This is a genomic window from Pseudomonas hefeiensis (assembly GCF_030687835.1).
GTDB lineage: Bacteria > Pseudomonadota > Gammaproteobacteria > Pseudomonadales > Pseudomonadaceae > Aquipseudomonas > Aquipseudomonas hefeiensis.
In genome coordinates this window covers 3,412,432-3,438,369 of record NZ_CP117449.1, presented here as the reverse complement: position 1 = coordinate 3,438,369, position 25,938 = coordinate 3,412,432, and the positions used below count along the sequence as shown (strand labels likewise).

23 protein-coding genes are annotated in these 25,938 nt (G+C 58.5%); 11 read left to right on the top strand and 12 right to left on the bottom strand.

What is annotated here, in order from left to right; all coding sequences use genetic code 11:
- Window positions 1-9 precede the first annotated feature (9 nt).
- Window positions 10-1,011 carry a FecR family protein gene (locus tag PSH57_RS15170; RefSeq protein ID WP_305383816.1) on the bottom strand — a complete coding sequence of 334 codons (1,002 nt, stop codon included), beginning with the start codon at window positions 1,009-1,011 and terminating at the stop codon, window positions 10-12.
- 195 nt (window positions 1,012-1,206) lie between these two features.
- On the bottom strand, window positions 1,207-6,045 hold the full coding sequence (locus PSH57_RS15165; RefSeq protein ID WP_305383814.1) for a dermonecrotic toxin domain-containing protein: 4,839 nt from the start codon (window positions 6,043-6,045) through the stop codon (window positions 1,207-1,209).
- A 229-nt stretch (window positions 6,046-6,274) separates the two neighbouring features.
- Between PSH57_RS15165 and PSH57_RS15160 the strand changes: the two genes are divergently transcribed.
- Complete coding sequence (locus PSH57_RS15160; RefSeq protein WP_305383811.1) at window positions 6,275-7,303, top strand: Ldh family oxidoreductase; 1,029 nt, start codon at window positions 6,275-6,277, stop codon at window positions 7,301-7,303.
- Window positions 7,304-7,406: 103 nt separating this feature from the next.
- On the opposite strand, the gene PSH57_RS15155 is transcribed toward PSH57_RS15160, so the two are convergent.
- The gene (locus tag PSH57_RS15155; RefSeq protein WP_047226556.1) at window positions 7,407-7,724 is read right to left on the bottom strand and encodes an ElaB/YgaM/YqjD family protein; all 318 of its coding nucleotides are present in this window, start codon (window positions 7,722-7,724) and stop codon (window positions 7,407-7,409) included.
- A 160-nt stretch (window positions 7,725-7,884) separates the two neighbouring features.
- Between PSH57_RS15155 and PSH57_RS15150 the strand changes: the two genes are divergently transcribed.
- Window positions 7,885-8,139 (top strand): hypothetical protein, encoded by a 255-nt coding sequence (locus tag PSH57_RS15150; RefSeq protein WP_076384979.1) that lies wholly within the window; start codon window positions 7,885-7,887, stop codon window positions 8,137-8,139.
- A 23-nt stretch (window positions 8,140-8,162) separates the two neighbouring features.
- Here PSH57_RS15150 and PSH57_RS15145 read toward each other — a convergent pair whose 3' ends face one another.
- Window positions 8,163-9,062 carry a LysR family transcriptional regulator gene (locus PSH57_RS15145; protein ID WP_305383802.1) on the bottom strand — a complete coding sequence of 300 codons (900 nt, stop codon included), beginning with the start codon at window positions 9,060-9,062 and terminating at the stop codon, window positions 8,163-8,165.
- Between the two features lie 94 nt (window positions 9,063-9,156).
- Here PSH57_RS15145 and PSH57_RS15140 point away from each other — a divergent pair, with 94 nt between their 5' ends.
- Window positions 9,157-10,080: a carbon-nitrogen hydrolase family protein gene (locus PSH57_RS15140; protein WP_305383799.1), complete on the top strand. Its 924-nt coding sequence runs from the start codon at window positions 9,157-9,159 to the stop codon at window positions 10,078-10,080.
- Here PSH57_RS15140 and PSH57_RS15135 read toward each other — a convergent pair whose 3' ends face one another.
- Window positions 10,081-10,551: an LEA/WHy family protein gene (locus PSH57_RS15135; RefSeq protein ID WP_305383797.1), complete on the bottom strand. Its 471-nt coding sequence runs from the start codon at window positions 10,549-10,551 to the stop codon at window positions 10,081-10,083.
- 181 nt (window positions 10,552-10,732) lie between these two features.
- On the opposite strand from PSH57_RS15135, the gene PSH57_RS15130 reads away from it, so the two are divergent.
- The 4 genes from PSH57_RS15130 to PSH57_RS15115 all read left to right on the top strand — a co-directional run bounded on the left by PSH57_RS15130 (window position 10,733) and on the right by PSH57_RS15115 (window position 13,668).
- The gene (locus tag PSH57_RS15130; RefSeq protein WP_305383794.1) at window positions 10,733-11,449 is read left to right on the top strand and encodes a helix-turn-helix transcriptional regulator; all 717 of its coding nucleotides are present in this window, start codon (window positions 10,733-10,735) and stop codon (window positions 11,447-11,449) included.
- A gap of 51 nt (window positions 11,450-11,500) precedes the next feature.
- On the top strand, window positions 11,501-11,842 hold the full coding sequence (locus tag PSH57_RS15125; RefSeq protein ID WP_305383791.1) for a nuclear transport factor 2 family protein: 342 nt from the start codon (window positions 11,501-11,503) through the stop codon (window positions 11,840-11,842).
- A gap of 152 nt (window positions 11,843-11,994) precedes the next feature.
- On the top strand, window positions 11,995-13,116 hold the full coding sequence (gene zapE / locus PSH57_RS15120) for a cell division protein ZapE (RefSeq protein WP_305383790.1): 1,122 nt from the start codon (window positions 11,995-11,997) through the stop codon (window positions 13,114-13,116).
- A 57-nt stretch (window positions 13,117-13,173) separates the two neighbouring features.
- Window positions 13,174-13,668: a GNAT family N-acetyltransferase gene (locus PSH57_RS15115; RefSeq protein WP_305383789.1), complete on the top strand. Its 495-nt coding sequence runs from the start codon at window positions 13,174-13,176 to the stop codon at window positions 13,666-13,668.
- A 36-nt stretch (window positions 13,669-13,704) separates the two neighbouring features.
- Here the strand turns inward: PSH57_RS15115 and PSH57_RS15110 are convergent, their stop codons facing one another.
- Both PSH57_RS15110 and PSH57_RS15105 read right to left on the bottom strand, forming a co-directional pair.
- A complete protein-coding gene (locus tag PSH57_RS15110; RefSeq protein WP_305383787.1) occupies window positions 13,705-15,444 on the bottom strand; it encodes a phosphoethanolamine transferase CptA in 1,740 nt (579 codons plus the stop codon).
- Between the two features lie 328 nt (window positions 15,445-15,772).
- The gene (locus PSH57_RS15105) at window positions 15,773-15,946 is read right to left on the bottom strand and encodes a DUF6026 family protein (RefSeq protein WP_305383785.1); all 174 of its coding nucleotides are present in this window, start codon (window positions 15,944-15,946) and stop codon (window positions 15,773-15,775) included.
- A 284-nt stretch (window positions 15,947-16,230) separates the two neighbouring features.
- Here PSH57_RS15105 and gnd point away from each other — a divergent pair, with 284 nt between their 5' ends.
- Genes gnd through PSH57_RS15090 form a run of 3 tightly spaced genes read left to right on the top strand, consistent with a single transcriptional unit; the run spans window position 16,231 to window position 19,545 of the window.
- Window positions 16,231-17,211 (top strand): phosphogluconate dehydrogenase (NAD(+)-dependent, decarboxylating), encoded by a 981-nt coding sequence (gnd, locus tag PSH57_RS15100; protein ID WP_305383783.1) that lies wholly within the window; start codon window positions 16,231-16,233, stop codon window positions 17,209-17,211.
- Window positions 17,208-18,731: a glucose-6-phosphate dehydrogenase gene (gene zwf / locus PSH57_RS15095; protein WP_305383781.1), complete on the top strand. Its 1,524-nt coding sequence runs from the start codon at window positions 17,208-17,210 to the stop codon at window positions 18,729-18,731. The genes gnd and zwf overlap by 4 nt, the downstream gene beginning before the upstream one ends.
- Window positions 18,724-19,545, top strand: coding sequence for an HAD family hydrolase (locus PSH57_RS15090; RefSeq protein WP_305383779.1), 822 nt, complete (start codon window positions 18,724-18,726; stop codon window positions 19,543-19,545). Before zwf ends, PSH57_RS15090 begins: the two co-directional genes overlap by 8 nt.
- A 13-nt stretch (window positions 19,546-19,558) precedes the next feature.
- On the opposite strand, the gene PSH57_RS15085 is transcribed toward PSH57_RS15090, so the two are convergent.
- Complete coding sequence (locus tag PSH57_RS15085; protein ID WP_305444674.1) at window positions 19,559-20,848, bottom strand: NHL repeat-containing protein; 1,290 nt, start codon at window positions 20,846-20,848, stop codon at window positions 19,559-19,561.
- A gap of 187 nt (window positions 20,849-21,035) precedes the next feature.
- Window positions 21,036-21,302, bottom strand: a complete 267-nt coding sequence (locus PSH57_RS15080; protein ID WP_305415879.1) for a hypothetical protein — start codon at window positions 21,300-21,302, stop codon at window positions 21,036-21,038.
- 341 nt (window positions 21,303-21,643) lie between these two features.
- On the opposite strand from PSH57_RS15080, the gene PSH57_RS15075 reads away from it, so the two are divergent.
- Window positions 21,644-22,969: a sigma-54 dependent transcriptional regulator gene (locus tag PSH57_RS15075; protein WP_305383778.1), complete on the top strand. Its 1,326-nt coding sequence runs from the start codon at window positions 21,644-21,646 to the stop codon at window positions 22,967-22,969.
- Window positions 22,970-23,088: 119 nt separating this feature from the next.
- Here PSH57_RS15075 and PSH57_RS15070 read toward each other — a convergent pair whose 3' ends face one another.
- The 3 genes from PSH57_RS15070 to PSH57_RS15060 are packed head-to-tail and all read right to left on the bottom strand — an operon-like array spanning window position 23,089 to window position 25,901.
- On the bottom strand, window positions 23,089-24,369 hold the full coding sequence (locus tag PSH57_RS15070; RefSeq protein ID WP_305383776.1) for a transporter: 1,281 nt from the start codon (window positions 24,367-24,369) through the stop codon (window positions 23,089-23,091).
- A 46-nt stretch (window positions 24,370-24,415) separates the two neighbouring features.
- Complete coding sequence (locus PSH57_RS15065) at window positions 24,416-25,162, bottom strand: hypothetical protein (protein ID WP_305383774.1); 747 nt, start codon at window positions 25,160-25,162, stop codon at window positions 24,416-24,418.
- A 58-nt stretch (window positions 25,163-25,220) separates the two neighbouring features.
- Window positions 25,221-25,901: a C39 family peptidase gene (locus tag PSH57_RS15060; protein ID WP_305383773.1), complete on the bottom strand. Its 681-nt coding sequence runs from the start codon at window positions 25,899-25,901 to the stop codon at window positions 25,221-25,223.
- Window positions 25,902-25,938 lie beyond the last annotated feature (37 nt).

Below are 25,938 nucleotides of genomic sequence, written 5' to 3'. Positions count from 1 at the left end.
GCGGCTTTTTCAGTTGGACGGCCGTTGACCGATGGAGTTGAGGACTGGATTGCCGTCCTTGTTCTGCGTCAGGTAAACCGGCAGGACTTTGGGCAACGAAGGCACAAGGTTCTTCACCTCGTTCAGGTTGTAGATACCACCGATACGCAGGGCGCCAGTGCTGTTGTCGGCCAGCATGACGGGATGTTCGAGATAACGATTGATCAGCGGGAGCGCATCGCTGAGGGCAAGGTTGTCCAGCACCAGCTTGCCGTTGCGCCACGCCAGTGAGCTGTCATTTGGGGCGACTTCACGGATTTGTGGTTGGTAGTCGCCGGCTTTGTAGCTGGCCTGCATGCCCGGCGACAGTTGCGAGCCGTTACCGGCAAGCGCCTGGTTGCTGGTCACCCATACCGAGCCCTCCACCAGCGTCACCCGGACCTGATCCTGATACATCCATACATTGAAGCGGGTGCCGGTCACGCGCACCTGGCCCTGGCCCGCCCGAACAACGAATGGGTGTTGTGTGTCATGGCTGACGTCGAAAAACGCCTCGCCCTTTTTCAGCGTCACCCGACGCTCATTCTTGTAATTGGCAAACACCAGTTCACTGCCCAGATTAAGTTCTACCTGGCTACCGTCACCCAAGGTGATGTGGCGTACGTTTGCATCGGCTTCGAATCGTTCGTAGGAGTTGGCAACCCAGCCCAGGTGCCAGCCCGTGTAGGCGGCCAGGGGCACACCCAGCACAAGCACTGCGGCTGCGACAGCCAACCGACTCCAGCGCGACCGAGGTCGCGGTATTGGAGCGGGGGATGGTGCCGCTTCGACACGCGGAAGATGATCGGCCACGGCCCAGATCTCCAGCATGGCTTGGTATTCGAAGGCGTGCAGGGGATCGGCATCGTGCCATTGCTTGAACGCCAGCCGTTCAGCGTCGGTGCAGTCGACGGCGTGCAAACGCATGCACCAATGCGCGGCCGCATCGGTAATGGCGTCGTATTCGGCTTCCGAGAGTGTATGTTCGGTCATTGACTCTTCCTGGTTTGCCGCATTCTAACCTTCGGCATGACCTGTCGAGAACCGCCATCATGGCGTTTGCACATCAAAATGAGCCTGTTTTTTCCGGTCAAAGGCTCGGACACCGTTATGTCGTGGTCATAGCGTGGCATGAATCGCGTGAAAAAAAGATCAATTAACCCGCTGCACTGATCGCAGAGCCACCGTTTAAGACGTGGTAGCAGGACTCATCGGGGGGGAGTCAAGCTGACGTCCCAGCTCACAGATGAGCAGCGTCATGGAATCGGCGTTTCGCAAGATAACGTCGATGCGTCCTGCCGATGAATCTGGATCCAGAAAGATACTGCGTGCCTCGCTCATGGTTCTGGCGCCGGTCATCTTCAGGATCTCCCGGGCCATATCGCGATGCTCAGGGAAAAGCTCCAGGCTCTTGAGCCCGCCGGTTGCGCTGTCCCAAGCCATGAACAGTTTGGATCGTGGCGTGGTCAATGACAGCCCGTTGCGTTGCTGGTCCTTTTGATCATTGTATTTTGAATATCCGAACTGAGTGGCGTTGGAAATCAAGTCCAGGAACGGGAGTGCCGCGTCCAGATAAACAATGTCGAGCGTGTCGAAAAGCTGATGAGAAACTTCGTGGATAAGCACCGCGGCCTGGGCGTGGGCGTCGACATTGAAGGAGTCTGGTACCGCGTCCTTGTACCAATCCAGCCCGACCTCGAAGAAATACTGGGTGAGATAGATCCTTCCTGCCGCTTCAGGTTCGAGCACGAATGCAGTCGCTCTATCGTCGGTGTATTTCAAACTGCCGATCACAAGGCGCTTGGCGTTGCGTTTTTCCCAGGACGGGTCGGCCAATGCCTGGCATAGCGGCGAGACCGCAGTGTGTATTTTTTTGATCAGGCTGGCATCGACTTTTTTCACCCCAAAGAACGATTTCAGAAAAGTATCCAACCGTGAGCCTGGCAGGACCTGGTGTTTAACTTGATCGAGATTATGCAGGGCGTTGAACGAGTAATACCTTGCCACTTCCAGGGCTTGAACAATCATGTTCGCGTAGGCCGGGTAATTCCGGCGTATTTGCGCCATGCCACGCGCCTCAATGTTGAGCGACGTTGAAGCCTTGTAGTCGCTGTAGGAGCTGGCCAGCGTTGACATCACCTTGCCGTAGCGAATGGTCTGCCGTTGTGGATCTATGGTCCACTGCTGGCTATCAGGCGAGTGTCTCAGTATTGGGCCCTCTCCCTGTTCGTGGACCACGCGCCAGACCTGATTGGCTTTGGCCACCTGAAAGACGATGCCGGCAACAGGCGCATATAGCTTGTCGGATCGTGGCGACCTGTAGGTGCCGTCGATCGCGTTTTTCTGCAAATCCTGCAGGCTTACATCCGTGGCTTCGAAGGCCCGCAGGTTGGTGCGCGCTGGCGCGGTGGAGGCGATGTCCTTCCAATGGGGCGGGGCCGGCGCAGCTGCGTTCTGCGCGAGGGGGCCTATCGGGTCGAGCAGGCCAAAGGTGTCGTCGCGATTCAAGAAACCCAGGGAGACCATCTCCGCCGCGCCGGCGATGAAGTCGTGCAAACCTGCCTTCCAGTCATGCTGCTGCAGGGATTGCGCAGAGGCCTTGAAGTCTTGATAACTGTCCCAAAGCGTTTCGATAAACGTCAGTTTGCCCTGTAATTGTCTCCCCACCAACTTGACGCCGGCGCTGAACAGGTGCAGGACCGTTTCCCAGTCAAACTGACGTTTTTTATCCATTTGGGCGGTCAACATGTGGGATAGCAGGGTTGTATTGTCGTCGAACAACGTGTCGAACAGATTTGTCTTGATCGGATTGGAGGCCAGGGTGATTTCCGATAGGGAGCCGACCGTGGCAGCGAACAGGTTCTTGAACGTGGCCTGCTGGGTTTCGGGAAGTCGACGAATCAACAGGTCCTGAAGGGCTCCCGGCGTGTTCAGTGCGGCAACGATGCTGGCCTGGTCCTTGAACTCGGTGAAGTTATGGCCCGCGTGATAGGGGGAGTACAGCACGTGGGGGGCTTTGTCATCGTTACTCGATCCGATCAGATAGAGTCCCAGTGCCTTGATCGCTGCAGTCCCTTCGGTTTTGATCAGCTCCAGTGGACGAATCAACGCGCTGGCGCCTTCCACTGCCTGGCGAGCGATGGCGTCCGGCATGTCCAGTACCTGGCGAATCAAGTCAAATGCTGCAGGAGAAAGATGCTGTTGTAGATGCAATGCGTGAGCGTGCTGCAACAGTTGCCAGGGTAACTGCCGGTGAAATCGTTGTTTTCTTTTCTGGCCATCGACTGTGGTGTCGGAGAGTTCGTCCAGCACGGTTTTTTTATAGGCGGTCGGGATGTCCAATGACAACAGAATCTGCCTGACAGCGCTCTCATTCAAGCTGTCGGGCAACTTGCGCCCGGAAGTCGAGGACACCTTGAATCCGGTCTTTTGAGTGATATCGGCATGATTCAGGGCGAACTCGGTCAAGGTGCTGGCGGGCCCCGACAACGCAAGGTTCGGCGTGATCTGCAGGGTGTCGGGATCCAGGTCCTTTACGGCAAAACGTGCCTCCAGAAGCGCTTTGAGCCTTTTATTCACATAGCCGTGTAGCGACTCGATACCGTCCAGGTAATCCTTGTCATCGGCCACACTGCTTCTGTATTGCTCAAGCAGGTCAATCTGCAGGCTTTGTTCTTCAAGAGAGGCGGTGCCGAGCCAGGCGGGGAGTTTCTGTTGCCAACGGATGGCCTGGGCTATGCGTCTGGCGCGTGTCAGATTGGTGGGAGCACCTTTTTCAAGCAATGCTTCAAGGCTTTTTACCCGCTCAGGCCCTGCCAGCTGCCAGTCCCCGCTCTTTAATGTGCTCAAGTACCCATGTTCGGCCTCGAACAGTGTGATGAACGAATTCATTCTATTGAGCAGTACGTTGTCTTCGATAAGCTCAAATACATCAAGTTGATAGCGCCCATGGGGCTTGCGGTGTGAGGGAGGGAGGTTGGCGAGCCAACCAAAGCGCTTTTGTGAATCGAGCAAATGTCGATTCAATTGCTTTGTGGCAAGCTCGACTGATGCAAATGCCTGCAAACCTTCGGCAGGCGTCCAGAGAATTCCCAGCCCCGAATAAGGTGTGTCCAGCCCGCCACGTTCGGTCAACAGGAAACAATTGGCCAAGGGCAGGGAGACCGTTTCGCCTTCTTCGGTGCATGCCAGCCTCAACGAATAGACATCAGGCCGGAAGCCTTTGACCCCGACACGGTGAATGCGGTCAGGGTATTCGGAATCAAAGGCAAAGACAGTTGCGATGAGGTCGCGCGCGGCGGGCGGTAGCGTTGCGTTGAGTTCTCTTAGCTCTGCCTCTGCACGTATTCCCAGGGAAAAAACGTTGGTCAGTTCCGGAAGAAGACCTCTCAACGCGAAACGCAGTGAGATTTCGTTGGAAAGTGGTAATTGGCTGAACTCGGCATTCAAAGCCTCTTCGACACTGAGATAGCTCTTGACCTTCCTCTCCAGTTGATCAGCCATGAAGTTGGACGGACGCAGGTCTCCGAAGAAAGCGGGTTGCGTCCCCCAATGTCCATCGGCGTTTTGACTGAGCAGGCTTTTGCTGATCAAGGTGCGTATGTCCAGCGCCTTGTCCACGAGTGCATGGACGTCTACATCTCCCTGGCGGGACATTTCCATTGCGAAGTGAAGGTTTTCCAGCTGCTTGCCAATGATTGCATCGGCCAGCGAGCCGAACACCGGCCAGGCCACCGACTTACCTGACACTTGGGGATCGTCAAGGCGCAGAAAACGATTGCGCTCTTCCAGGCTCAGCAGGCTGTAGAGCTGTTCTTTTCGCGCAGCACGGGCGGGTGTGTCGAGCAGCGCATCTTTGAAACCCAGATAGTTGTCTACTTTCTGAAGACCGTGACTGGGGGTATAGAGGTAGTGTCCTTTGCCGCTGATCATCAAGGATCCCGCGGGTTCTACATAAAGCGGCGCATATTCCCAAAGACGAAGTGTCTCGACGAACAGAAGCGGCTCGTCCGGGCGAGACGGCCTGTACAGCCGATGCAGCTCCCGGCTTTGCGCATCAGTAAGTTGCCTCTTTTCCCGCATGATCAGGATCGTCGCTCGTAGCGCATCGCTGAGGACTTGCGAAAGAAAGCGCCGGCGTGAGGTATGCAAGGGGGCGGTTGCATCCCAGTAGGTTTCGATGCACTGGGTGAGCTTGGGAATCAGGTTGCTGGCGGTGACCTTCAATAGGTTCTGCCACTGGCGCGTGTTCTGGGGCGATACATTTATTTGCGGGTGAATGAAATCAACGTCATGCCCGGCGGGCCGCCCCTGATTGTGGAAGTAGATCAGGACCGCGTCGCTCAGGGTCATGCTTTTAGTCAGCTGACTTGCATTCGCACTGCCCGCGCTACTCCCTGTGCTCATTGTTACGCGGACCTGTCTATGATCAAAGTTCGACAGTACCTCGTTCAATGCGTCGTCAAGCATCGATCTGAGGGAGGGTAATTTGACCAGTTCATCCACCACTGCCCGGGCATTTTGCCCTTGAGCGTATTCAACCGATTCAACCAGGGTTGTGAAAACATCACCGTCGATGGTCTGCCGGGTACTCCTGATCACGGATGTGCTGTTGAGTTCGGCGCGTTGGGTAATTGATAACAGGCGAAAAAATTCGTCACGTTCTGCTGGACTCTCCAGTATCTGCGCAATCTCCTCTTCGAGCGATTCGGGGCTGTTGAATTTTTTGATTCCACCATACGGCGTGTAGAGGAATGCCGGCCTGGTCTGTGGTGCATCTGCATCTGGCAGGGCTTTGAGCATAAAGCAGCCGGCCAGCGGGATCGGGGGCTTTCCCTCGATCTCCAGGAGAATCGTTTCGGCCGACATGGGGGGCGTCTGTGCGGCGCGTAACGTGTGACTGGGCAGGGAAGCGTGGCGTAACCAGTCAAGGTCTGTCTGCGTCAATCCGTGGGAGTCGTTCAAGTCGTCCAGACTATTGGCGTCCAATACCTCAGGAAATAATAGCGGCGTGGTTTCAATGGTCATCGTTGCTTCTCGCTCAAGGCGCCGTGAGGCGGCACATTCGTGGATGAGCGGCCAGACTAGGCAACGATCAATGAGCAAAGGTGGTACATAGTTATCGCACGTGAGCGCGGTGATCAGCGTAATCCTGCGCCAGCCCGCTTTGCTGCGACGGTGAAGCGGTGTTTAATCAGCCTGCTGGTCCTACTTACTTACGCTGTTGCTACCTCCAACAATCATTCTGGAGCTTCAGATGTCTGCGCTATCCGATCATGCTTCAAGCCCCCTGTCTTTTGCCGCTTTGGTGAGCTTGCTGGAGAAGATTTTTCTGCGACACGGCACGTCGGCCGAGGTTGCCCGGGCCCTGGCCGAAAACTGCGCCGGGGCTGAACGCGACGGAGCCCACAGTCATGGGGTGTTTCGCATTCCCGGTTATGTCTCGACCCTGCAAAGTGGATGGGTCAATGGTCAGGCAGTGCCAACGGTCGAAGACGTGGCATCGGGGTTTGTACGCGTGGACGCCGGTAACGGTTTCGCCCAGCCGGCTCTGGCCGCCGCGCGTCCGTTGTTGGTGGCCAAGGCCCGCAGCGCCGGGATTGCGGTGTTGGCGATTCGTAACTCCCACCATTTCGCTGCCCTTTGGCCGGATGTCGAACCGTTTGCCTACGAAGGCCTGGTGGCATTGAGCGTGGTCAACAGCATGACGTGCGTGGTGCCTCACGGTGCTGACCGGCCACTCTTTGGTACCAATCCCATTGCCTTCGCAGCGCCACGGGCCGACGGTGAGCCGATTGTCTTCGACTTGGCCACGAGCGCTATCGCCCACGGTGATGTGCAGATTGCTGCACGCAAGGGCGAATCGTTACCGCCCGGAATGGGGGTGGACAGCCTCGGTCAGCCGACTTGCGATCCGAAGGCGATTCTCGAGGGCGGGGCGCTCCTGCCTTTTGGCGGGCACAAGGGGTCGGCGTTGTCGATGATGGTCGAGTTGTTGGCGGCGGCCCTGACCGGTGGCAACTTTTCCTTTGAGTTCGATTGGCACAACCATCCTGGGGCCAAGACACCGTGGACCGGTCAGTTGCTGATCGTGATCGACCCGAGCAAGGCCGCCGGGCAGAACTTTGCCGAGCGCAGTCAGGAGCTGGTCAGACAGATGCATGGTGTCGGGTTACGAAGGTTGCCGGGTGATCGTCGGCATAGCGAACGCAGCAAATCCAATGCGCAGGGAATTACCCTGGATGAGCAGACATTGGCGCAGTTGCGGGAGCTGGCGGGGTTGTAATTCGGTTTCGGATGAGGGCGTGGCGATCACATATCAATGGCGAGAGGATAAATCCCCTCGCCGCGCTATCGGTGATCATTCAAACAAGTTTTTTACCAATCGATTAACGCCGTCCGAGCAACAAACCCACCACCAGCCCGAAGCCTGCGGAAATGGCCACGGTCTGCCATGGATGTCCGCCGATATAGACTTCGGTGGCATCAACCATCGGACGGGTCCGCTCCCGCGCGCTGGCAACCGAATCCAGGGCTTGTTGCAGCTTCTGGGAGATCTGGTCGCGCAGGTTTTCAGCGTCTTCGCCGACCAGCGAGGCGCTGCTTTTAAGCAGCTTTTCCGACTCTTCAATCAAAGCCTTCAGTTCGCTGAAGGCTTGATCCTTGATTTGCTCTCCATTCCCTTGCAGCGTGCTTTTGCGAGCCATTGAGATACTCCTTGCTGATGATGGCAGTGAACAATGGAGTGCTGCCCTTGGGCAAAAGTTGCAACGTGTGGCATCGGCAGCACTGTGGATCATAAAACGTGGTTAAGACGCGTCTCTTCAAGGTGTAAGATGGCGCTTATTTACGCAACAGGTAATTCCCATGAGTTTCAATCTGGCTGACAAGCCCCTGGCCGAGCGTGCGGCACTGGAAGACGAAAAGTCCCGACTCTTTGAACTGTGGCAAAACAATCTGGGCAAGGCCAAGGGCGACGCCGCCCGCTTGTTCGGCGAGCGTTCCAAGCGCAAGGGCAAGTGGTCCGAATGGGTGCGTGCCGAACTGGACGGCATGTCGCCGCCCGAGTACGCCAACATGGTGCGCAGTGAAGTCAATCGTCTGATGGCCGCCAACAAATAGACCTTTAGGCAAAGCTTAGACCTTTAGGCAAAGCTCTCGATGATGGCCTCGCGCACCTTGGTCACGGCTGGATCCATCTGTGTATGGGTTCGCCAGCCCAGTTCTATAGGGTAGCGGGGCAGGTCCAGGGGGCAGGGCAGCAACGCCAGGCCACTGAGCGAGGCGATCGCCCGGGCGGCATGCAGCGGAATGGTCGCCACGGCCTGGCTGCCCTTGAGCAAGAACGGCAGGGCCGCAAAGTGGGTAGTCGAGGCACACACCCGCCGGCTCAGGCCAAGCCCGGCCAGCCCTTCGTCGGTGATGCCAATGAACCCACCCGAAGACACGAGCAGATGCTCGCGGGCCACGAACTCCGCCAGGGTGAGGGCCTGCTGGTCTTGCGTCAGACTGGTCGGGTCGACAAGACAGGCGTAGTCGCCTTCGCCCAATACCTGGCGGCTGAGCAAGCGTTCGGTAAAACCTCCCGCGGTGATCGCCAGATCGAAGCTGCGCTCCATCAGGGCCCGGCCGACGATCTGGCTATGAGTCTGGCGGAAAATCAATCGCAGCCCCGGCGCACGTCGTGCCACTTCCTCGATCAAGCCTCGGCCATGGGCAATTTCGAAATCATCGGACAGCCCGACGATGACCGAGCGGCCCTCGTAATGACTGGCGCCAGGGTCAACCATCGCCAGGCTCTGGCGACATTTATTCAATGCGTCGCTGATCACCGGTTTGAGCTGATTGGCCCGTAGGGTCGGTGCCAGGCCGCGGCCGGTGCGCACAAACAACTGATCGTCATACATATTTCGAAGCCTGCGCAGGGCCGCGCTGATGGCCGACTGGGTCACGCCCAGGCGCAGCGCAGCGCGGCTGGCGCTGGATTCATCGTGCAGGGCTTCGAAGGTCTTCAGCAGATTAAGGTCGACATCCACGATATTCATAAGGCTCATATCATTTAGCAGCGTATGGGGCTTTATTCATCATCGACCGCCGCCTGAGAATCAGCAACACCTGATGATCAAGGAGTTCAAAACTATGCCCAAATCCATTGTGGCTGCCCTGCAGATCGGTTCGTTGCCCGGCGGCAAAGCTGACACCCTGGCGCAGATCCTTTCCTATGAAGATGCCATACGCCAGGCCGGTGCTCGTCTGGTGGTGATGCCCGAAGCGCTGCTGGGCGGGTACCCCAAGGGCGAGAGTTTCGGCACTCAACTGGGATACCGGTTGCCCGAGGGGCGCGAGGCTTTTGCCCGCTATTTTGCCAACGCTATCGACGTGCCAGGCAGTGAAACCGAGGCGTTGGCCGGGCTTTCGGCGCGCACGGGGGCAAGTCTGGTATTGGGCGTCATTGAGCGCGACGGCAGTACCTTGTATTGCACCGCCCTGTACTTCGAGCCTGATGCAGGTCTGGTGGCCAAACATCGCAAGCTGATGCCCACCGGCACCGAGCGTCTGATTTGGGGTAAGGGCGACGGCTCGACTTTACCGGTGATCGACAGCCAGGTCGGTCGTGTGGGCGCTGCGGTGTGTTGGGAGAACATGATGCCGCTGTTGCGCACCGCGATGTACGCAAAAGGGGTGCAGGTCTGGTGTGCGCCGACGGTGGATGAGCGGGAGATGTGGCAGGTGACCATGCGCCATATCGCCCACGAAGGTCGCTGTTTTGTGGTCAGTGCCTGTCAGGTTCAGGCTTCGCCTCAGGCGTTAGGTATTGACGTGGCGAACTGGCCTGCCGAGCGTGCGTTGATTGCCGGTGGCAGCGTGATTGTCGGGCCCATGGGGGATGTGCTGGCCGGGCCGCTGAAAGGCACGGCCGGGTTATTGACCGCCGAAATCGATACCGATGAACTGGTGCCGGCGCGCTACGACTATGACGTGGTCGGGCATTACGCCCGGCCGGATGTGTTCGAATTGGTGGTCGACGAACGTGCCAAGCCTGGCGTGCGTTTTACCCGTTGATTACCAAGTGGCCGCGGTACTCGGCAAATCCAGGGTGCCACGGTCAACGAAGCGCATGGTGCCGAACAGTCCACCCGCCAGTTTACCTTTGAGTACGTAAGGCAGGTTGTCCAGGCTTTGGGTCTGGCTCAGGCCGAGCGTCTGGCGCAGTACGGAGAAAGCCGAGATGCTCACCGGCACGCTCAGCACCGCTTCGGAGAACCGTGGGATGGAACCGGTCTGATCACTGACCCCCGATGCCAGTGTCCGGCCGTTTACCTCAAGGTCCAGCGCGACACCGTTGTAATCGATGGCGGTTTCATTTGGGTTCTGCAAGCGCAGTTTCACGGCAAAGCGCATCTCCAGCTCCTGGCTGGGCAATGGCTCGATGCCCACCACGGTGATATTCAGCGGATCGCGGTGCGGGAAGAGGGCGCAGGCGCTCAGACTGAGCAACATCAGGAAAAGGGAAAAACCGAGGGCTCTGCGCATGGATCAACTCTCACGATAATAGGTGGGGCAAGCAGGCGAACTGTTGAGCACGATAACCCACATCCCGCTCAAACCACCGCACCTCACGCTGTTTCCAGTCCAGAGAGGGCGCATGGCTCCTGACAGTTTCTGACACCAGGCTCTGCTAATCTGCGTCATTCTTTTCCGCGGATCGCCCATCGTGTCGCGTACCACTCGGCTGCTCACATTGTTGCAAGTCTTGCGAGGCAAGCGCTGCCCGGTTACTGCTGCGACATTGGCGACCGAGCTGAAAGTGTCCGAGCGCACGCTCTACCGTGATATCGCCGAACTCTCGGCCTTGGGGGCGCCGATCCAGGGCGAGGCGGGTATTGGCTATGTGTTGCGCAGTGGCCTGTTCCTACCACCGCTGATGTTCACGGCGGATGAAATCGAAGCCATTGTGCTGGGCCTGCGCTACGTTGATCAGCGTGGCGATGAGGTGCTGGGCAAGGCCGCCGCCGACGCTTTGGCCAAGGTGGCTGCAGTGTTGGCGCCTGAAGTCCGGGATGCCTTGCGCAACCCCACGGTTTTGCCCGGGCCGCCAGGCTATGGCTATCCGCAGAATGCGGTGGAGCTGAATGTGTACCGACAGGCTATTCGCGCTCAAGCCAAGCTGCACATTGATTACGCCGACGTGAATAAAACCCCCAGCCAGCGTTTGATCTGGCCTTTGGCCCTGGGCTTTTTCAATGAAGCGCGGGTAGTGGTTGCCTGGTGTGAATTACGCGGCGCCTATCGGACGTTTCGCACCGACCGGATTGCTTCTGCCACCGAGCAGGGCGAGCGCTATCCCGGTAGGCGCAGCGACTTGTTGCGTGCCTGGTTCAAGCTGATGGAACTGGACGAAGCGGGGCGTTTCACTCCTGACAAAAACTGACACAAGGCTGTTCTAGCATAGCGTCAGATCGATAGAACAAGGAGCCGCACCATGTCCAATCCCGTCTCTTCCCTGGCCCCGGCCATCGCCGGCTACATTGAGGCCGCCAATGCCCGTGACAGTTCGGCGGTGACGCGTTTTTTCGCCGAGGATGCCAATGTATTCGATGAAGGTCAGCACCGCGTCGGTACCCAGGCCATCGCTCAATGGATGGAAGACACCGCCCGGCGTTTTCAGCCTCGGGTTGAGGTGCTCAATGTGCAGCAACGCACCGGCAAGGTGCTGGTACATAACCTGATCTCCGGCACTTTTCCCGGCAGCCCGCTGGAGTTGCGCTACACCTTCCGGCTCGACGAGCAGGGGAAGATCAGCCGGCTGGATATCTCGATCTAGATGTTTGCATGTTGGTTCGTCAACACGCCTGTGGCGAGGGGTTAAGCTCCTTCGCCACAGGGTTTCGTGTGGATTTGCAGGCAGGTGGGATCACTCACTCAAAGCCGCCAACATGGCATACTCCCCGACCTCGTTTTCCGGATCCGGGCTGTATGACTTTCGACTCCCCCTTGAGTGCCTGGCAGCATGCCATCGAACACCATGGTTTCGTCCAGGATGAAGCCCAAGAACTGGCCATCATGGCTCTGCAACAGTGCCACCAGGCATTGCACGAAGGGCGAAAGTCGATCCAGGGCGTTTATCTCTGGGGGCCGGTCGGACGCGGCAAGACCTGGTTGATGGACCGTTTCTACGAAAGCCTGAGGGTGCCGGGCCGTCGGCAGCATTTCCATCATTTCATGGCCTGGGTGCATCAGCGCTCGTTCCAGCTTACGGGCACGCCGGACCCCTTGCAGGCATTAGCTGCAGAGCTGAGCCAAGAGGTCAGGGTGTTGTGTTTCGACGAGTTGTTCGTCACCGATATCGGCGATGCCATCATTCTGTCCCGTCTGTTTCAGGTCATGTTCGAACGGGGCATGGTGGTGGTCAGCACGTCCAATCTGCCGCCCGAGGAGCTTTATGCCAACGGCCACAATCGCGAACGATTCCTGCCGACCATCACGGCGATCAAGCAGCACATGCAGGTGGTGCCGGTCAACGGATGGCAAGACCATCGCCAGCATCCGGGTGCATTGCAGCAGCGCTATTGGCTACGCGACCTTGGGCAACCCGATCCATTGGCGGCTGTTTTCGCCCAGTTGACCGCTGGGCAGGCGTCAAACTGTTTGCCGATTGAAGTCGGTCATCGTCTGCTTGAACCCGTGCGGGCCAGCGATACGGTGTTGTGGAGTCGTTACGCGGATATGTGTGAGCAGCCGTACTCGGCCATGGATTTCATGGCACTGTGCGACCGTTTCAAGGCCATCCTGATCAGCGACGTACCCAGTCTCAGCGCCGAACAGCGCGAGGGGCGCATTGCCCGTGGAACCGAAGACGGCGTCGAACGGGTCGAGGCCGGCGATCGCGAGTTGCCGCAGTTGTCCATCCATGATGACGGCGTGCGGCGTTTCATCGCCCTGGTCGATGAATGCTACGACCGCAAGGTGCCGTTGTACCTTTCGGCACAGGTGCCGATGGAGCGGTTGTACACCGAGGGCTATCTGCAGTTCCCGTTTCGTCGTACGCTCAGTCGCCTGCAGGAAATGCAAATGCAGCGTTTTGGTCAGTCTGCCTGACCGTATCCCGCCGACGGCATCGGAGCCGCCGGTAATACCGACGTGAGATGGAACGCCGTGGAAGAAACCAGGGACATTCTTGTATTACAAGCCAGCTATACCAATGCAGTCCACGCCGAAGCAATCTGTTATGTGCTGAACGGCTATGCCGAAGATCCAATGGGCGGTGGCCAGCCGCTGCCGCCCGAAGTGCTGCTGCATCTACCCGAGGAACTGGCCAAGCGCCCGCATGCCTTCAGCGTACTGGCTTTCGTCAACGGCGAACCAGCGGGCCTGGTCAATTGCTTCGAAGGTTTTTCGACCTTCGCCTGCAGACCGCTGGTCAATGTCCACGATGTGGTGGTGATGAAGCCGTTCCGCGGGTTGGGGTTGAGCCAGAAGATGCTGCAGAAGGTCGAGGATATCGCCCGCCAGCGTGGTTGCTGCAAAATCACTCTGGAAGTGCTTGAAGGCAATGCCATCGCCCAGGCCAGCTATACCAGGTTTGGCTTTGCCCCAGGTATGTTCGACCCGGCCCATGGCCGTATGCTGTTCTGGACAAAGCCCCTGTAGAGGCCGCCCCTGTGGTAGCGGGCGAGGGTGCTCCGGCTATTTTTGCACGACCCGCACCGCAGGCGCCTTGGGTTGCATCAGGCTGAAGTCGATCAGGGCCTTGCGCTGGCGTTCATACGGGTTGCCGATCAACAGCGGGCGGGCCTTGAAGTCGGCGCTGACCAGGCTTTTGCTGTGGTCCAGCTCATCAAAACTCAAACCGGCCAGGTCTGCCCAGGTGTGGATCAAGTGCGCGCTGCTGTAGGGGCGTGACAGGTCACTGCTGAAGTTCCAGTCATGAGTTTCGCGCCACTTGGGCGAGGCCCAGGCGATAAACGGAACCGTGTACATCGGCGCGGTCGGCTTGCCTTCGTTGCGGCCAAGCGTGCTATGGCCAGGCGAATCGAACACGTCTTCGCCATGGTCCGAGAGGTACAGCAAAAAGCCATTGGGGTCGGTTTTGGCGTAGTCCTTGATCAGGCTGGAGACCACGAAGTCGTTGTACAGCACCGCGTTGTCGTAACTGTTGTAGGTCGGAACCTGATCGTCACGCACGCCCGCAGGTACGCCCTGACGGTCGGTGAACTTCTTGAAGGTCGGTGGATACCGGTACTGGTAGCTCATGTGTGTACCCAGCAGGTGTACCACGATCAGTTTGCGCGGTGCGCTGTCCGCCAGGGCCTGGTTGAACGGGGCGATCACATCGCCGTCGTATTGCGCCGCGTTCTGGTTACGGTTGTTGTTCAGGTATACCTGCGCATCGGCCTGTTGAGAGAAGGTTGTGAGCATGGTGTTGCGCTTGGTCATGGTCTGCTGGTTGGTGATCCAGAAAGTCTTGTAGCCCGCCTGCTTCATCATGCTCACCAGGGACGGCGTACTCAGGTAAAGATCCGGGTTCTGCTCATCGGCGAACGTCAGCACCTGCTGCAGCGCTTCGATGGTATAGGGGCGCGGGGTGATGACATTGTCGAAAACCGAGAGTTGGTCCTTGAGCTTGTCCAACTCCGGCGTCGTTTTCCTTGGATAGCCGTACAAGCTCATGCGCTGGCGGTTGGTGGACTCGCCGATGACCAGCACCAGGGTGGCGGGCTGGTCGGCCGCGGCGTCCTTGAGGTGGCGCAGCGGTGCGATCTTGCTCGCGCTGTGAAGCATGCCCTGCATGTTTTCCAGCTGTTCGCCATAGCGACGGTACGCCACCAGCATCTGCCATGGCACGGCCGGTTCGATGCGACTTTCGAACTTCTCCAGGCCACCGGCCAGCGTGCCAGCACGCAGGGTATGCTTGACCAGCGGATAGCCGACCACTGCCACTACGATCATGGTTGCCGCCAGCATGGCTTGGCTGCGGGGCAGATACACCGGGCGCAGACGTGTCCAGAGCCAATATCCGACGACGGTGTGGGCCAGGAAGGCCGCCACCATCCACCAGGCAAAATACTGCGTCATGTACTCGCCGGCTTCGGACACGTTCGATTCGAACATGATGAAGATGACGCTCTGGGAAAACTCCTGCTGATAGATGAAGAAGTAACCCAGGCTGGCCATGGAACAGGCCCACAGCACGATGCCGATCAATGCGGCAAGCAAGCGGGTCCGGGCAGGGAAGAGCAACATGGGCGCCAGCCACAGTGCGCTCATCACGAAGGCCTGGCGAAACCCGGTGAACCCGGAGGTGTCAGTCACCAGTATGAGCAGTTGGGTAATACCCGAGAAATACCAGAAAAACAGAAAAAGCCAGCCAAACCCGGCCCAGTCGAAACCTTTCGCAGTCGTTGTGCTGCGTTTGAACAAACTCATCAAGCGCTCCAGCCTTTTTGTCGACGAAGCCGTTGGCACCTGATAGAGGCCCACAGGCATGCGCCGAACAGTCTTAAAAGGCCGGGAGTATCACGATAGGGGTGTGAAAAAATTGTGAGTTATTTGGTTACAAATCGAACGCCGGGAGCTGTGGCGAGGGGCTTTATCCACGATGGTTGCGTCACAGCCTCTCGAGCCGGCACACCGCGCACCAGGGGCAGGACGCTGGCCGCTCCAGCAGGGTCAAATGCCTTGGCACGAAATGGGGATACATGGAAATGACACCGGTTTGTCCAGTGTCACTTCCGGCGCCGCGCCTCTGCTCGGGTTACCGAGTCAGGGCCTGGCTCTGATGGGACAGCTGTGAGTGTTGCAACTGCATGCGCAATTGCGTCACCTCATCGAGCAGCAGATCACGCTCTTCTTTGAGCAGGCGTAATTCGTCGCGACGAATGGTCACGTAAAGGGTTTGGGGAGGACGTGCGGTAACTACGGAGTCCATTGCTCACCTCGCAAATGGCGTACATCAACTATAGAGATGTCGCCAGTATTTGGTCGACACCTCTACTATCGGCGCCGATTCTGATTTCTTTTGCTTGGGATTGGAACTTTTTTATTTTTCATGGTCGCTGTGTCTTCAGCCGGGTTCGGAGCGTTATCCCTTGTGATCGCGCAAATTACCCGGAAACTATGTAGCCATGCTCTGGACTAACCTCCACTAGTCGTATCGAGCTTATCGATTTAAACCTTTGACATACCTTTATTTGTAGTAGGGAGCATCAGCACATGCAACTCGGGATCATCGGACTGGGCCGCATGGGCGGCAATATCGCACGGCGCCTGATGCTCAATGGGCACACCACCGTCGTCTACGACCGCAATGCCGCTTTTGTCGAAAACCTGAGCCAGGAAGGCGCCACGGGCGTTGTGGATCTGCCGGCACTGGTCGCCGGTCTGGAAAAACCACGGGCAGTCTGGGTCATGCTGCCGGCCGGCGCACCCACTGAAGACACGATTAACGCCCTCAGCGAGCTGCTGGAGCCTGGCGACGTCATCATTGATGGCGGTAATACGTACTACAAGGATGACATCCGTCGCGCCCAGGCCTTGTCGGAAAAAGGCTTAAGCTACATCGATGTCGGCACCTCCGGTGGCGTCTGGGGCCTGGAGCGCGGTTATTGCATGATGATTGGCGGTGACGCCGAAGTGGTGAAGCGCCTGGACCCATTGTTTGACAGTCTGGCGCCAGGGATGGGCGATATCCCGCGCACCCGCGACCGTAAGTCCGAGGATGATCGTGCCGAACGCGGTTACATCCACGCGGGCCCGGCCGGCTCCGGGCATTTCGTGAAGATGATCCACAACGGCATCGAATACGGAATGATGCAGGCCTTCGCTGAGGGCTTTGACATCCTCAAGACCAAATCCAGCGAAAGCCTGCCGCCTGAACAACGTTTCGACTTGAATGTCGCTGATATCGCCGAGGTTTGGCGGCGCGGCAGCGTGGTTTCCTCCTGGTTGCTGGACTTGACCGCCGACGCCCTGGCCAGCGATCCGAAGCTGGATGGCTTTTCCGGTGAAGTCGCCGACAGCGGCGAAGGGCGCTGGACCATTGAAGCGGCCATCGAACAAGCGGTGCCGGTGCCGGTGCTGTCCAGTTCATTGTTCGCCCGTTTCCGCTCGCGCCAGCAGAGCACTTACGGCGACAAAATGCTCTCGGCCATGCGCTTTGGCTTCGGTGGCCATGTGGAGGCGCCGAAAAAATGACCTCGATCGGCAGGAAATCCAAAGCAGAACCCGCGCCGCCGACCACGCTGTTTCTGTTCGGCGCCCATGGTGATCTGGTCAAGCGGCTGCTGATGCCGGCGCTTTACCATCTGAGTCGCGACGGGCTGCTGGGGGATGGCCTGCAGATCATTGGGGTCGACCATAACGCTATCAGCGATGTGGACTTCGCCAGCAAACTCGAGGATTTCATCCGTCACCAGGCGGTGAGCAAAGGCGGCGATGCCGAGCGGGCGCTCGACCCGGTGCTGTGGGCCCGCCTGGCCCGGGGCATCAGCTACGTTCAGGGTGATTTCCTCGATGACGGCACCTACGCAGCGCTGGCGGCGAAAATCGCCGCCAGCGGCACCGGCAACGCGGTTTTCTATCTGGCGACCGCGCCGCGCTTTTTCAGTGAAGTTGTTCGCCGCCTCGGTGCGGCCGGGCTACTTCAGGAGCAGGATGATGCCTTCCGGCGAGTGGTGATCGAGAAACCGTTCGGTTCCGACCTGCAAACCGCCGAAGCGCTCAATGCCTGCCTGCTCAAAGTCATGAGCGAAAAACAGATCTACCGGATCGACCATTACCTGGGCAAGGAAACGGTGCAGAACATTCTGGTCAGCCGTTTTTCTAACAGTCTGTTCGAGGCCTTCTGGAACAATCACTACATCGACCATGTGCAAATCACCGCCGCTGAAACCGTCGGCGTGGAAACCCGTGGCAGTTTTTACGAACACACCGGCGCCCTGCGGGACATGGTGCCTAACCATCTGTTCCAGTTACTGGCGATGGTAGCCATGGAGCCACCGGCCGCGTTCGGCGCCGATGCGGTGCGTGGTGAAAAGGCCAAGGTGGTAGGGGCCATTCGGCCCTGGTCGGTAGAACAGGCCCGCGCCAACTCGGTGCGTGGCCAGTACACCGCAGGCCACGTCGATGGTGGGCCGGTCAACGGTTACCGCGAAGAAGCGAATGTCGCGCCCGACAGCAGCACCGAAACCTACGTCGCCCTCAAGGTCATGATCGATAACTGGCGATGGGTCGGGGTGCCGTTTTACCTGCGCACAGGCAAACGCATGAGTGTGCGGGACACGGAAATCATCATCTGCTTCAAACCGGCGCCTTATGCGCAGTTTCGCGATACCGAAGTCGATGAACTGCAACCGACGTACTTGAGAATCCAGATCCAGCCCAATGAAGGCATGTGGTTCGACCTGCTGGCCAAGCGGCCGGGACCGGCCCTCAACATGGCGAACATTGAACTGGGCTTTGCTTACAAGGACTTCTTCGAAATGCAACCGTCTACGGGCTACGAAACCCTGATTTACGATTGCCTGACCGGCGATCAGACCTTGTTCCAGCGGGCCGACAACATTGAAAACGGCTGGCGCGCGGTGCAACCGTTTCTTGATGCCTGGCAACAGGACGCCGCGGTCCAGCCCTATAAGGCCGGTGAGGATGGCCCGTCGTGCGCAGATGACCTGCTGACACGCGATGGCCGCGTTTGGCATGCGCTCGATGAGTAATCAGATGCAACACCCCATCCGTTTTTTACTCAGTGACATGGACGGCACGCTGCTGCTGCCCGACCACAGTCTCAACCAGCGCACCATCGAAGCCGTTCGCTCATTACGTGAGGCTGGCGTGCTGTTCAGCCTCGCCACCGGACGGCCACCCCGAGCGATGTTGCAGCAGATCGAGGCCTTGGGTGTCGACTTGCCGACTGCCGCGTTCAATGGCGGCACGTTGGTGCACCCGGACGGCAGTTTCCTTGCCGTGCACTACCTGCCGCCAGAGGCGGCTTTGGCGACATTGGCCTTGTACGCCGATCAGCCTGGCATCGAGGTTTGGGTGTTTGCCGACGGTGACTGGCTGGTGCGCGACGCCAACGGTCCGATGGTGCCGGTGGAGACGCGCGGCCTGGGCTATCCACCGGTGCAAGTCGAGAGTTTCGAGCCTTATCTGGAGCGTATCGACAAGATCGTCGCGACCAGCGCCAATACGCAGCTACTGGTTGAGCTGGAGGCTCGGTTGCATCCTCTGCTCCAGGGCCAGGCTCAGGTCTCGCGTTCGCAACCGATTTATCTGGATGTGACGGCGATGCAGGCTAACAAGGGTGAGGCGCTGGCGACCCTGGCAGAGTTCCTCGGGGTGCCGTTGGAGCAGACCGCCGCCATGGGCGACGGTGGCAACGATCCGGCGATGTTTCACCGCGCGGGGTTGTCGATTGCCATGGGACAGGCGGAGGTGGCGATTCAGCGCCAAGCCGATGTCATCACTGCAGCTAACACCGAAGACGGCGCGGCGCTGGCAATCGAGCGATTCATTCTGGCGCGATAAACCACGCAAATCCTCAGGCCCAGTACCGCGCCACCACCGCACGATAGTTGCCATGCAGGGAGTAGCCACCCACCAGGATCTTCCCGTCTGCCTGGAGAGCCAGGGATGTGGCGGTGTCGAGGCTGTAGCCGAGTCGAGTGCGGACCCAGCCCCGGCCCTGACCGAAATCCGGGTCGAGGCTGGCGTCCGGCAAGTGCCGGGCCAGAACGAAGTCGGCCTCGATACCGCCGATCGTAGCCCCGGCGGTCACCAGTTTTGCGTCAGGTTGAACCTGGGCCGCGGTCCATTGACTGGCATTGTTTCCAATTTTCAGGAGCCGACACTGTCCTTGATTGCAGTGAGGGTCCGGTTTGCCGTCCTTGTCCACTCTTAGCGACAGGCAATGCATTGGGTCGCGGCTGCTGCCGAATGCCTGCAGATCACCATTTTCATGTTCCGCGATCTGGCTGACCATCACGCTGCGCTGTTGCGTCGTGATGGAGAGAAACCCGTCCTCGCCAAAGCTTTCATCGAGTTTGCCATTGGGGTCATAGCGCGCCATCAAGCCTTGTTGGGGCAGGTCGATGGCTCCGCCCACCACGATATTGCCGTCGGCCTGAAGCGTCAGGCAGCCCAACCAGGTGTTTTTTAATAAGCGCCGGACCATCACGAAGCCGCGGCTGTTGAACGAGGTGTCCAATGCACCGTCCGGCAGCAGCCGGATCAGAATGCCAACATGGTCAGATAATTGATAATGATGGTTGGCTAGGATGAGAATCCGGCCATCGGCCTGCACCCGCATATCGCAGGCTTCAAGGCCCGGTACGCCGGGCGGTAGCCAGGGATCGCGCAGCCCCTGGGAGAGATTGCCGCAGAGCCGTATGACCTGCTGCCCGGCTATGCCGAAGCTTTGGACGGCACGGCCCTGCTGATCGAACAGCGCCAAGGCGGGAAGGGTGCGATCGGTGTTTTCGTAGTGCAGGCCAGACAGCAGGATATGTCCGTCGGATAACACGATGACTTTGCCCGCTGTGGCTTCGAAGCCGCGCTCAAAGGAGCCGATCACACTGCCATGATTTGCGAAGCCTGGATCGGTCGAGCCGTCGTGGTTGAGTCGTGCAAGCCCGAATCGGCTGCCCTGTGCCGTGTCGATCCTGGCTGCGACCAGAATCCGACCGGCATGATCGATTGTCAGCCCCGTGACCAGGCTTGTGCGGCTACCGACGAAATCGACCCAGGCTTTGCCGGAGTCAGCAAAGCCTGGGTCGAGTTGTCCGGCATAAGTTGCAGCAGTCGGAATCGCAAACGCGGTTTGATCGAGCATGCGTGCCTCTCCTTGCGCGTCGATAGGCCCGTAGGGGCGACGACTGCATGAGGGCAACATTCAATCCCTGAATGGGACAATGCACAACTGTCAGACGCTGCAGATACACCAGCGAATCGTGCCAGAACATTGACTTTTCGACCCACTGCAAAGCCTGCAATCCATCATCAGCTTTACCGGTAAGGATTTACTCAGGCATGGACCAAGATTGCAGTGCGTAACCTTCCTGGCTCAACTCGGCGCGCGCCTGCTTCAACAGGTCGGCCAATTGGACGGGGTCGGTATAGGCGCTGCTTGGAATCTGAGTGCGGCCAATATGAGTATTGGTGCGGTCAATGACGGTCAGGCTCAGTTCACCATTACCGTCTTGTGGAGCCCAGGCCACGCATTGAAATGGACGAAAGGCGCGGTCGGCAATCAAAAGAGCTTCGTTGATACGGAGCGGGGCGTTCATGGCGTTATCTCTTAAGTGTGCCCAATCAAATGATGTGCCGTCGGTTGGGCGTACCGTGCGGCTGGTTACTTGTACTGATGTCTCGAATGGGGGGGCGGGTCACACATTCCTTAAATAAATTTCGATTTTCTTTCAGACACGGCTTTTGGACTTTTGTTTGAAAGCTTGATGAAAGAATTCAGCGGTGCGGTAACTAACGAAACGCTCGCTTATAACCACTTTAAAGCCGCCTCGATAATCAATTGATACAAGGGCGTGTCAACTTCTTGCTACTGTTACATGCAGGCTCGCCAAACGTCTGTTTTTACTCATATTCCTTATTTTGGCGCCAAGGTTCAGTCATGATCGAAGCCAGTACGTCGCGTCGTCTGCTCGTGGTTGATCCCTGCGATGATTGTCATCGCCTGTTGCCCGGATTACGCATCATTGGCTGGGACGTGGAGAGCTGTTCCCTTGAACATGCGGGTGATCGAACGTGCGACGTCGGCCTTCTGCGACTTCAACCTTTTCACCTGGAACGGCCAGAGGCGGTCAAGGAGTTGATCAGCCGTAGCGGCACCGAATGGATCGCCGTGCTTAACCAGGAAGTACTTCGCTTGAAGAATGTGGGAGATTTCGTCTGCGAATGGTTTTTTGATTTCCATACCTTGCCATTCGATGTGTCCCGGGTTCAGGTGACCCTGGGCCGGGCGTTCGGCATGGCGCGTTTGCGGGGGCAGGGTTCGATTCACATTAATCAGCCCGAGCATGAATTATTGGGCGACAGCAAACCCATCCGGGAGCTGCGCAAATTGTTGAGCAAACTGGCACCTGCCGAATCGCCGGTGTTGATTCGCGGCGAAAGCGGCACCGGCAAGGAGTTGGTGGCGCGCACGCTGCACCGCCAGTCCCATCGTTGTAACAAACCGTTCATTGCCATCAATTGTGGCGCGATACCGGAGCACTTGATTCAGTCGGAATTGTTCGGGCATGAGAAAGGTGCCTTTACAGGTGCCCATCAGCGCAAGGTCGGACGGATCGAAGCGGCCCACGGCGGCACGCTGTTCCTGGATGAGATTGGCGATCTGCCGTTGGAGTTACAGGCCAATCTGCTGCGTTTTCTGCAAGAAAAACACATCGAACGGGTCGGTGGCAGCCAGCCAATTGCCGTCGATGTGCGGGTTCTGGCGGCTACCCATGTGGATCTGGAGGCCGCTATCGAGCACAAGCTTTTTCGCGAGGACTTGTATTATCGCTTGAACGTGCTGCAGGTGTTGATGGCACCGTTGCGTGAACGCCATGGCGATTTGTCGATGCTGGCCAGCCACTTCTCTCATTTCTACAGTCAGGAAACCGGTCGAAGGCCCCGCAGTTTCAGTGAAGACGCGCTGGTGGCCATGGGTAAGCATGATTGGCCAGGCAATGTGCGTGAGCTGGCCAACCGCGTACGTCGCGGCCTGGTGTTGGCGGAGGGGCGACAGATAGAAGCCATGGACCTTGGTCTGGCAAGCCATCAAGGGCCGGCTGCGCCGATGGGCACCCTTGAAGACTACAAGACCCGTGCTGAGCGCCAGGCGCTGAGCGATGTGCTTAACCGGCACAGTGACAACCTGAGCGTCGCTGCCCGCGTGCTGGGCATATCCCGGCCGACGTTCTACCGGCTTCTGCACAAGCATCAAATCCGCTGAATCAAGCCTTGCACTACTCAATGTGGGAGCGAGCCTGCTCACGATGGCGGTGTGTCAGTCACTGACAGGTCACTGATCTACCGCTATCGCGAGCAGGCTCGCTCCCACAGGGGGACAGTCTAGAAGTAATACGGGAATTTAAGGCTGAAGGTAAAGTCCGGTGCATCGTCGGTCAGCCCGATGGACAGGTTGGGCACGATGGTCAGGTTATCGCTGGCCGCTACGGTCATGCCGATGTTGAAGTAGCCGGCATTGGCATCGCTGGAGACCACCGATTCCCAGTCTCCGCCATCCTGCTTGAGCTTGCTTTTCTTTTGTATGAGGTCGGAAACCGAGAACGACATACTCATCTTCTCGTTCAGCGCGAAGGCAATGCCCGCGCCGATCTGGAAGCTGTCGCCGATCCGGACCTTGCCCGGTACCCTCTGGTTGACGGTGGAACTTATGTCGTCGAAGGACTCTTCAAAGTTGTGGGTGTAGGAAAGGCTGCCGAACAGCACTGCCGGATCGAAGGTCTTGACCAGCGAGATCCCGGGTGTGATCGACCAGACGCCGTTACCGGTGGGCAGGTCTTCAGGCACGAACAGGTTGGTGTTGGCCTGGGACTGACGCAGCTTGATGCCGAACGGCTCGTCGCCGGTGGGTGCTTTGACGCGCAGGGTGAGCACCGCGTCCGGGCTGTTGACCGATTCGTCCATGAACTTATAGGCGATGCCGAAGTTGACGTCACCGATGGTGGGGTCGCGGGTAACGGTTTCTTCGCTGGTGACCCCGGCCGCCCCTTCATTGGCACCGCCGGACTGATAGGTGGATTCGCGGTAGATCACCGGTACGTTGAGGTCGAACTGCCAGCGATTGTCGAAGTTGTAGCGACCGGTGAGGTCCAGCGTCCAGGTGTCAGCCTTGATCCGGTCCAGATTGATGTTGCCCAGGAAAATCGAGTCCAGGGCCAGGAAGCCATTGAGGATCAGTTGCCGCGTGTCGTAGCGCGAATAGGTCACACCGGTTTCGAAGCTGAATTTGCCTCCGCCGAAGAAGCCGCTGGCCTCGTCATAGAGGTTAGATACGCTCTGGGCTGGCTGTGAATCATCGGCCAGCGACTGCCCATAACCGCTGCCACCGGCCGTTGCTGCGCCGCCGGCCACGCTCTGGTTGCCTTTCATGTCGGCCGGGGATTTGGCCAGGCGCTTGGGCGCCGGAGCAGCGGGTTGATCCTCGACCTGACGAACTCGCTGCTCGAGTACCGCCAGGGCTCGTTGTTGCACCTCGTATCGTTGTCTGAGCTCCATTAGCTCCTGTTTCAGGGCCTCAATGTCGGCGTCGGGTGCCGCTTGCAGCAGGGGCGCCGGTAAAAGAGCGCTTACACACATTACAGCGCGCAACGATACGGATCGATACATGAAATATGCCGTCCCTATTTGCCCAGTGGTCGCAAGGCAGCGTAGTTCAATATCCGAGATTGCGCAGGCCGCGCAGCTGGGTCAGGTTGCAGTCCAAAGCTCCGGCGCTGGGACCGTTGTTGTTCAAAACCACGTTGAGTTGCGTCATGTTGTTAACCAGATTGCTGTTGCCCAGCAACCGGGTGTTTTGCAGCAAGCCACCTTGGGCCACTTGTTGCAGAGCACTCCCCTGGTTGTGATTGGCCTGGATCGCCATCTGCACGCCGCTGCCGGTGGCCGTGACCGCGACACTGCCGGCGGCGTTGCTGCCGCTGATGGTCTGACCTCTGCTCAGCAACTGGCCTTGAGCAGGCTCCAGCGCAGGGGCCTGGCTGCTTTCCCTGACGTTGATGCTGACGTTGTTATAAGCGGAGTTGCCATCGCCCGCGGCGCGCACACTCTGGGTCACGCCCTGGCCGCTAGCCAGGCCCGCACCCCCGACAATGTTGCCGCGGCCCTGTTGCGGGGCCTGGCCGTTGCCGGTCTGCTTGATGGTCGAGACATAGAACTGCGGTTTGACCGTGGCGGCCTGTATTTGCATCGAGCTGCTGGCGCCGATCAGGTCACCGCTGGCGTTGCGCCAGGTGCTGCTCATGACAATGCCGAAGCTGATGACCCGCCCGGGCATCACATAGCGTCCACGCAGTTCGGCAAGCTCTTGATCCTTGACTTCGATGGGTTTGAATCCGGCGTGGGCATGGCCCGACACAGCCGCGGCAAGGCTGGCAAACACCAGCCAGCGTGAAGTTTTCATGTGCTGCTCCCGGAGCTTCCTGCTCCATTTGTACTTATCGTTGGCGATTGGTCGGCGATTAGAAAAAGTCGCTCTGTATGAAACCAAAATCCATCAGCTCTGCATCTTTGACCGGGTTGAACCCGTCCAATTTATTGCGCGCTGTCAGCGGTTGCGGAGGGGTGCGCAGGGCGTTGGCCTTGTCGTAACCCGGGCCGACGATGGCAAACACGATGCCGTTCCAGCCTTTGACGAAATCATCATGGGCGTAGCGCTTGTGCCCCAGCACGGGGTCGGCAATGTAGACCCATTGCTGGTCGGCTCGCTGCAATACCACGAAGTGCTTGTAGCCACGGATGTCCATCAGGACCACCACCGGAATGGTCACCGCCTCGAGCTTTTCCGGCGGTATCCGGTAGCCCCGTGCGCGCATGCCGATGCTTTCCACGTAGCGCTTCATGTCGAGCATGGAAAATCCCTGGGTGCGGACCAGGTCGTGGTCGGCTTTGACCAGCATGCCCTTGATGACGTGCTCTTCATCCACGTCAAGCCAATAGGCCTGGCGCAGCACCGTGGCCAGCGCGGCGGCGCCGCAACTGAAATCGGTTTTCTGTTCGACGATGTCGCTGAACTTGCGCTCGCGCACGCTCTGCACCGGCTTGTAGACCAGCATGCCGCCGGGTAGGGCGGCGACCGGCATTTGCGCAGCTTCAGCCACGCTGGCCAGGCAAAGGAGCAGGGAAAGGGCTGCCGCTCGCATGATCGATACGCCTTATGCAAACCTGGGAAAGAAGCCC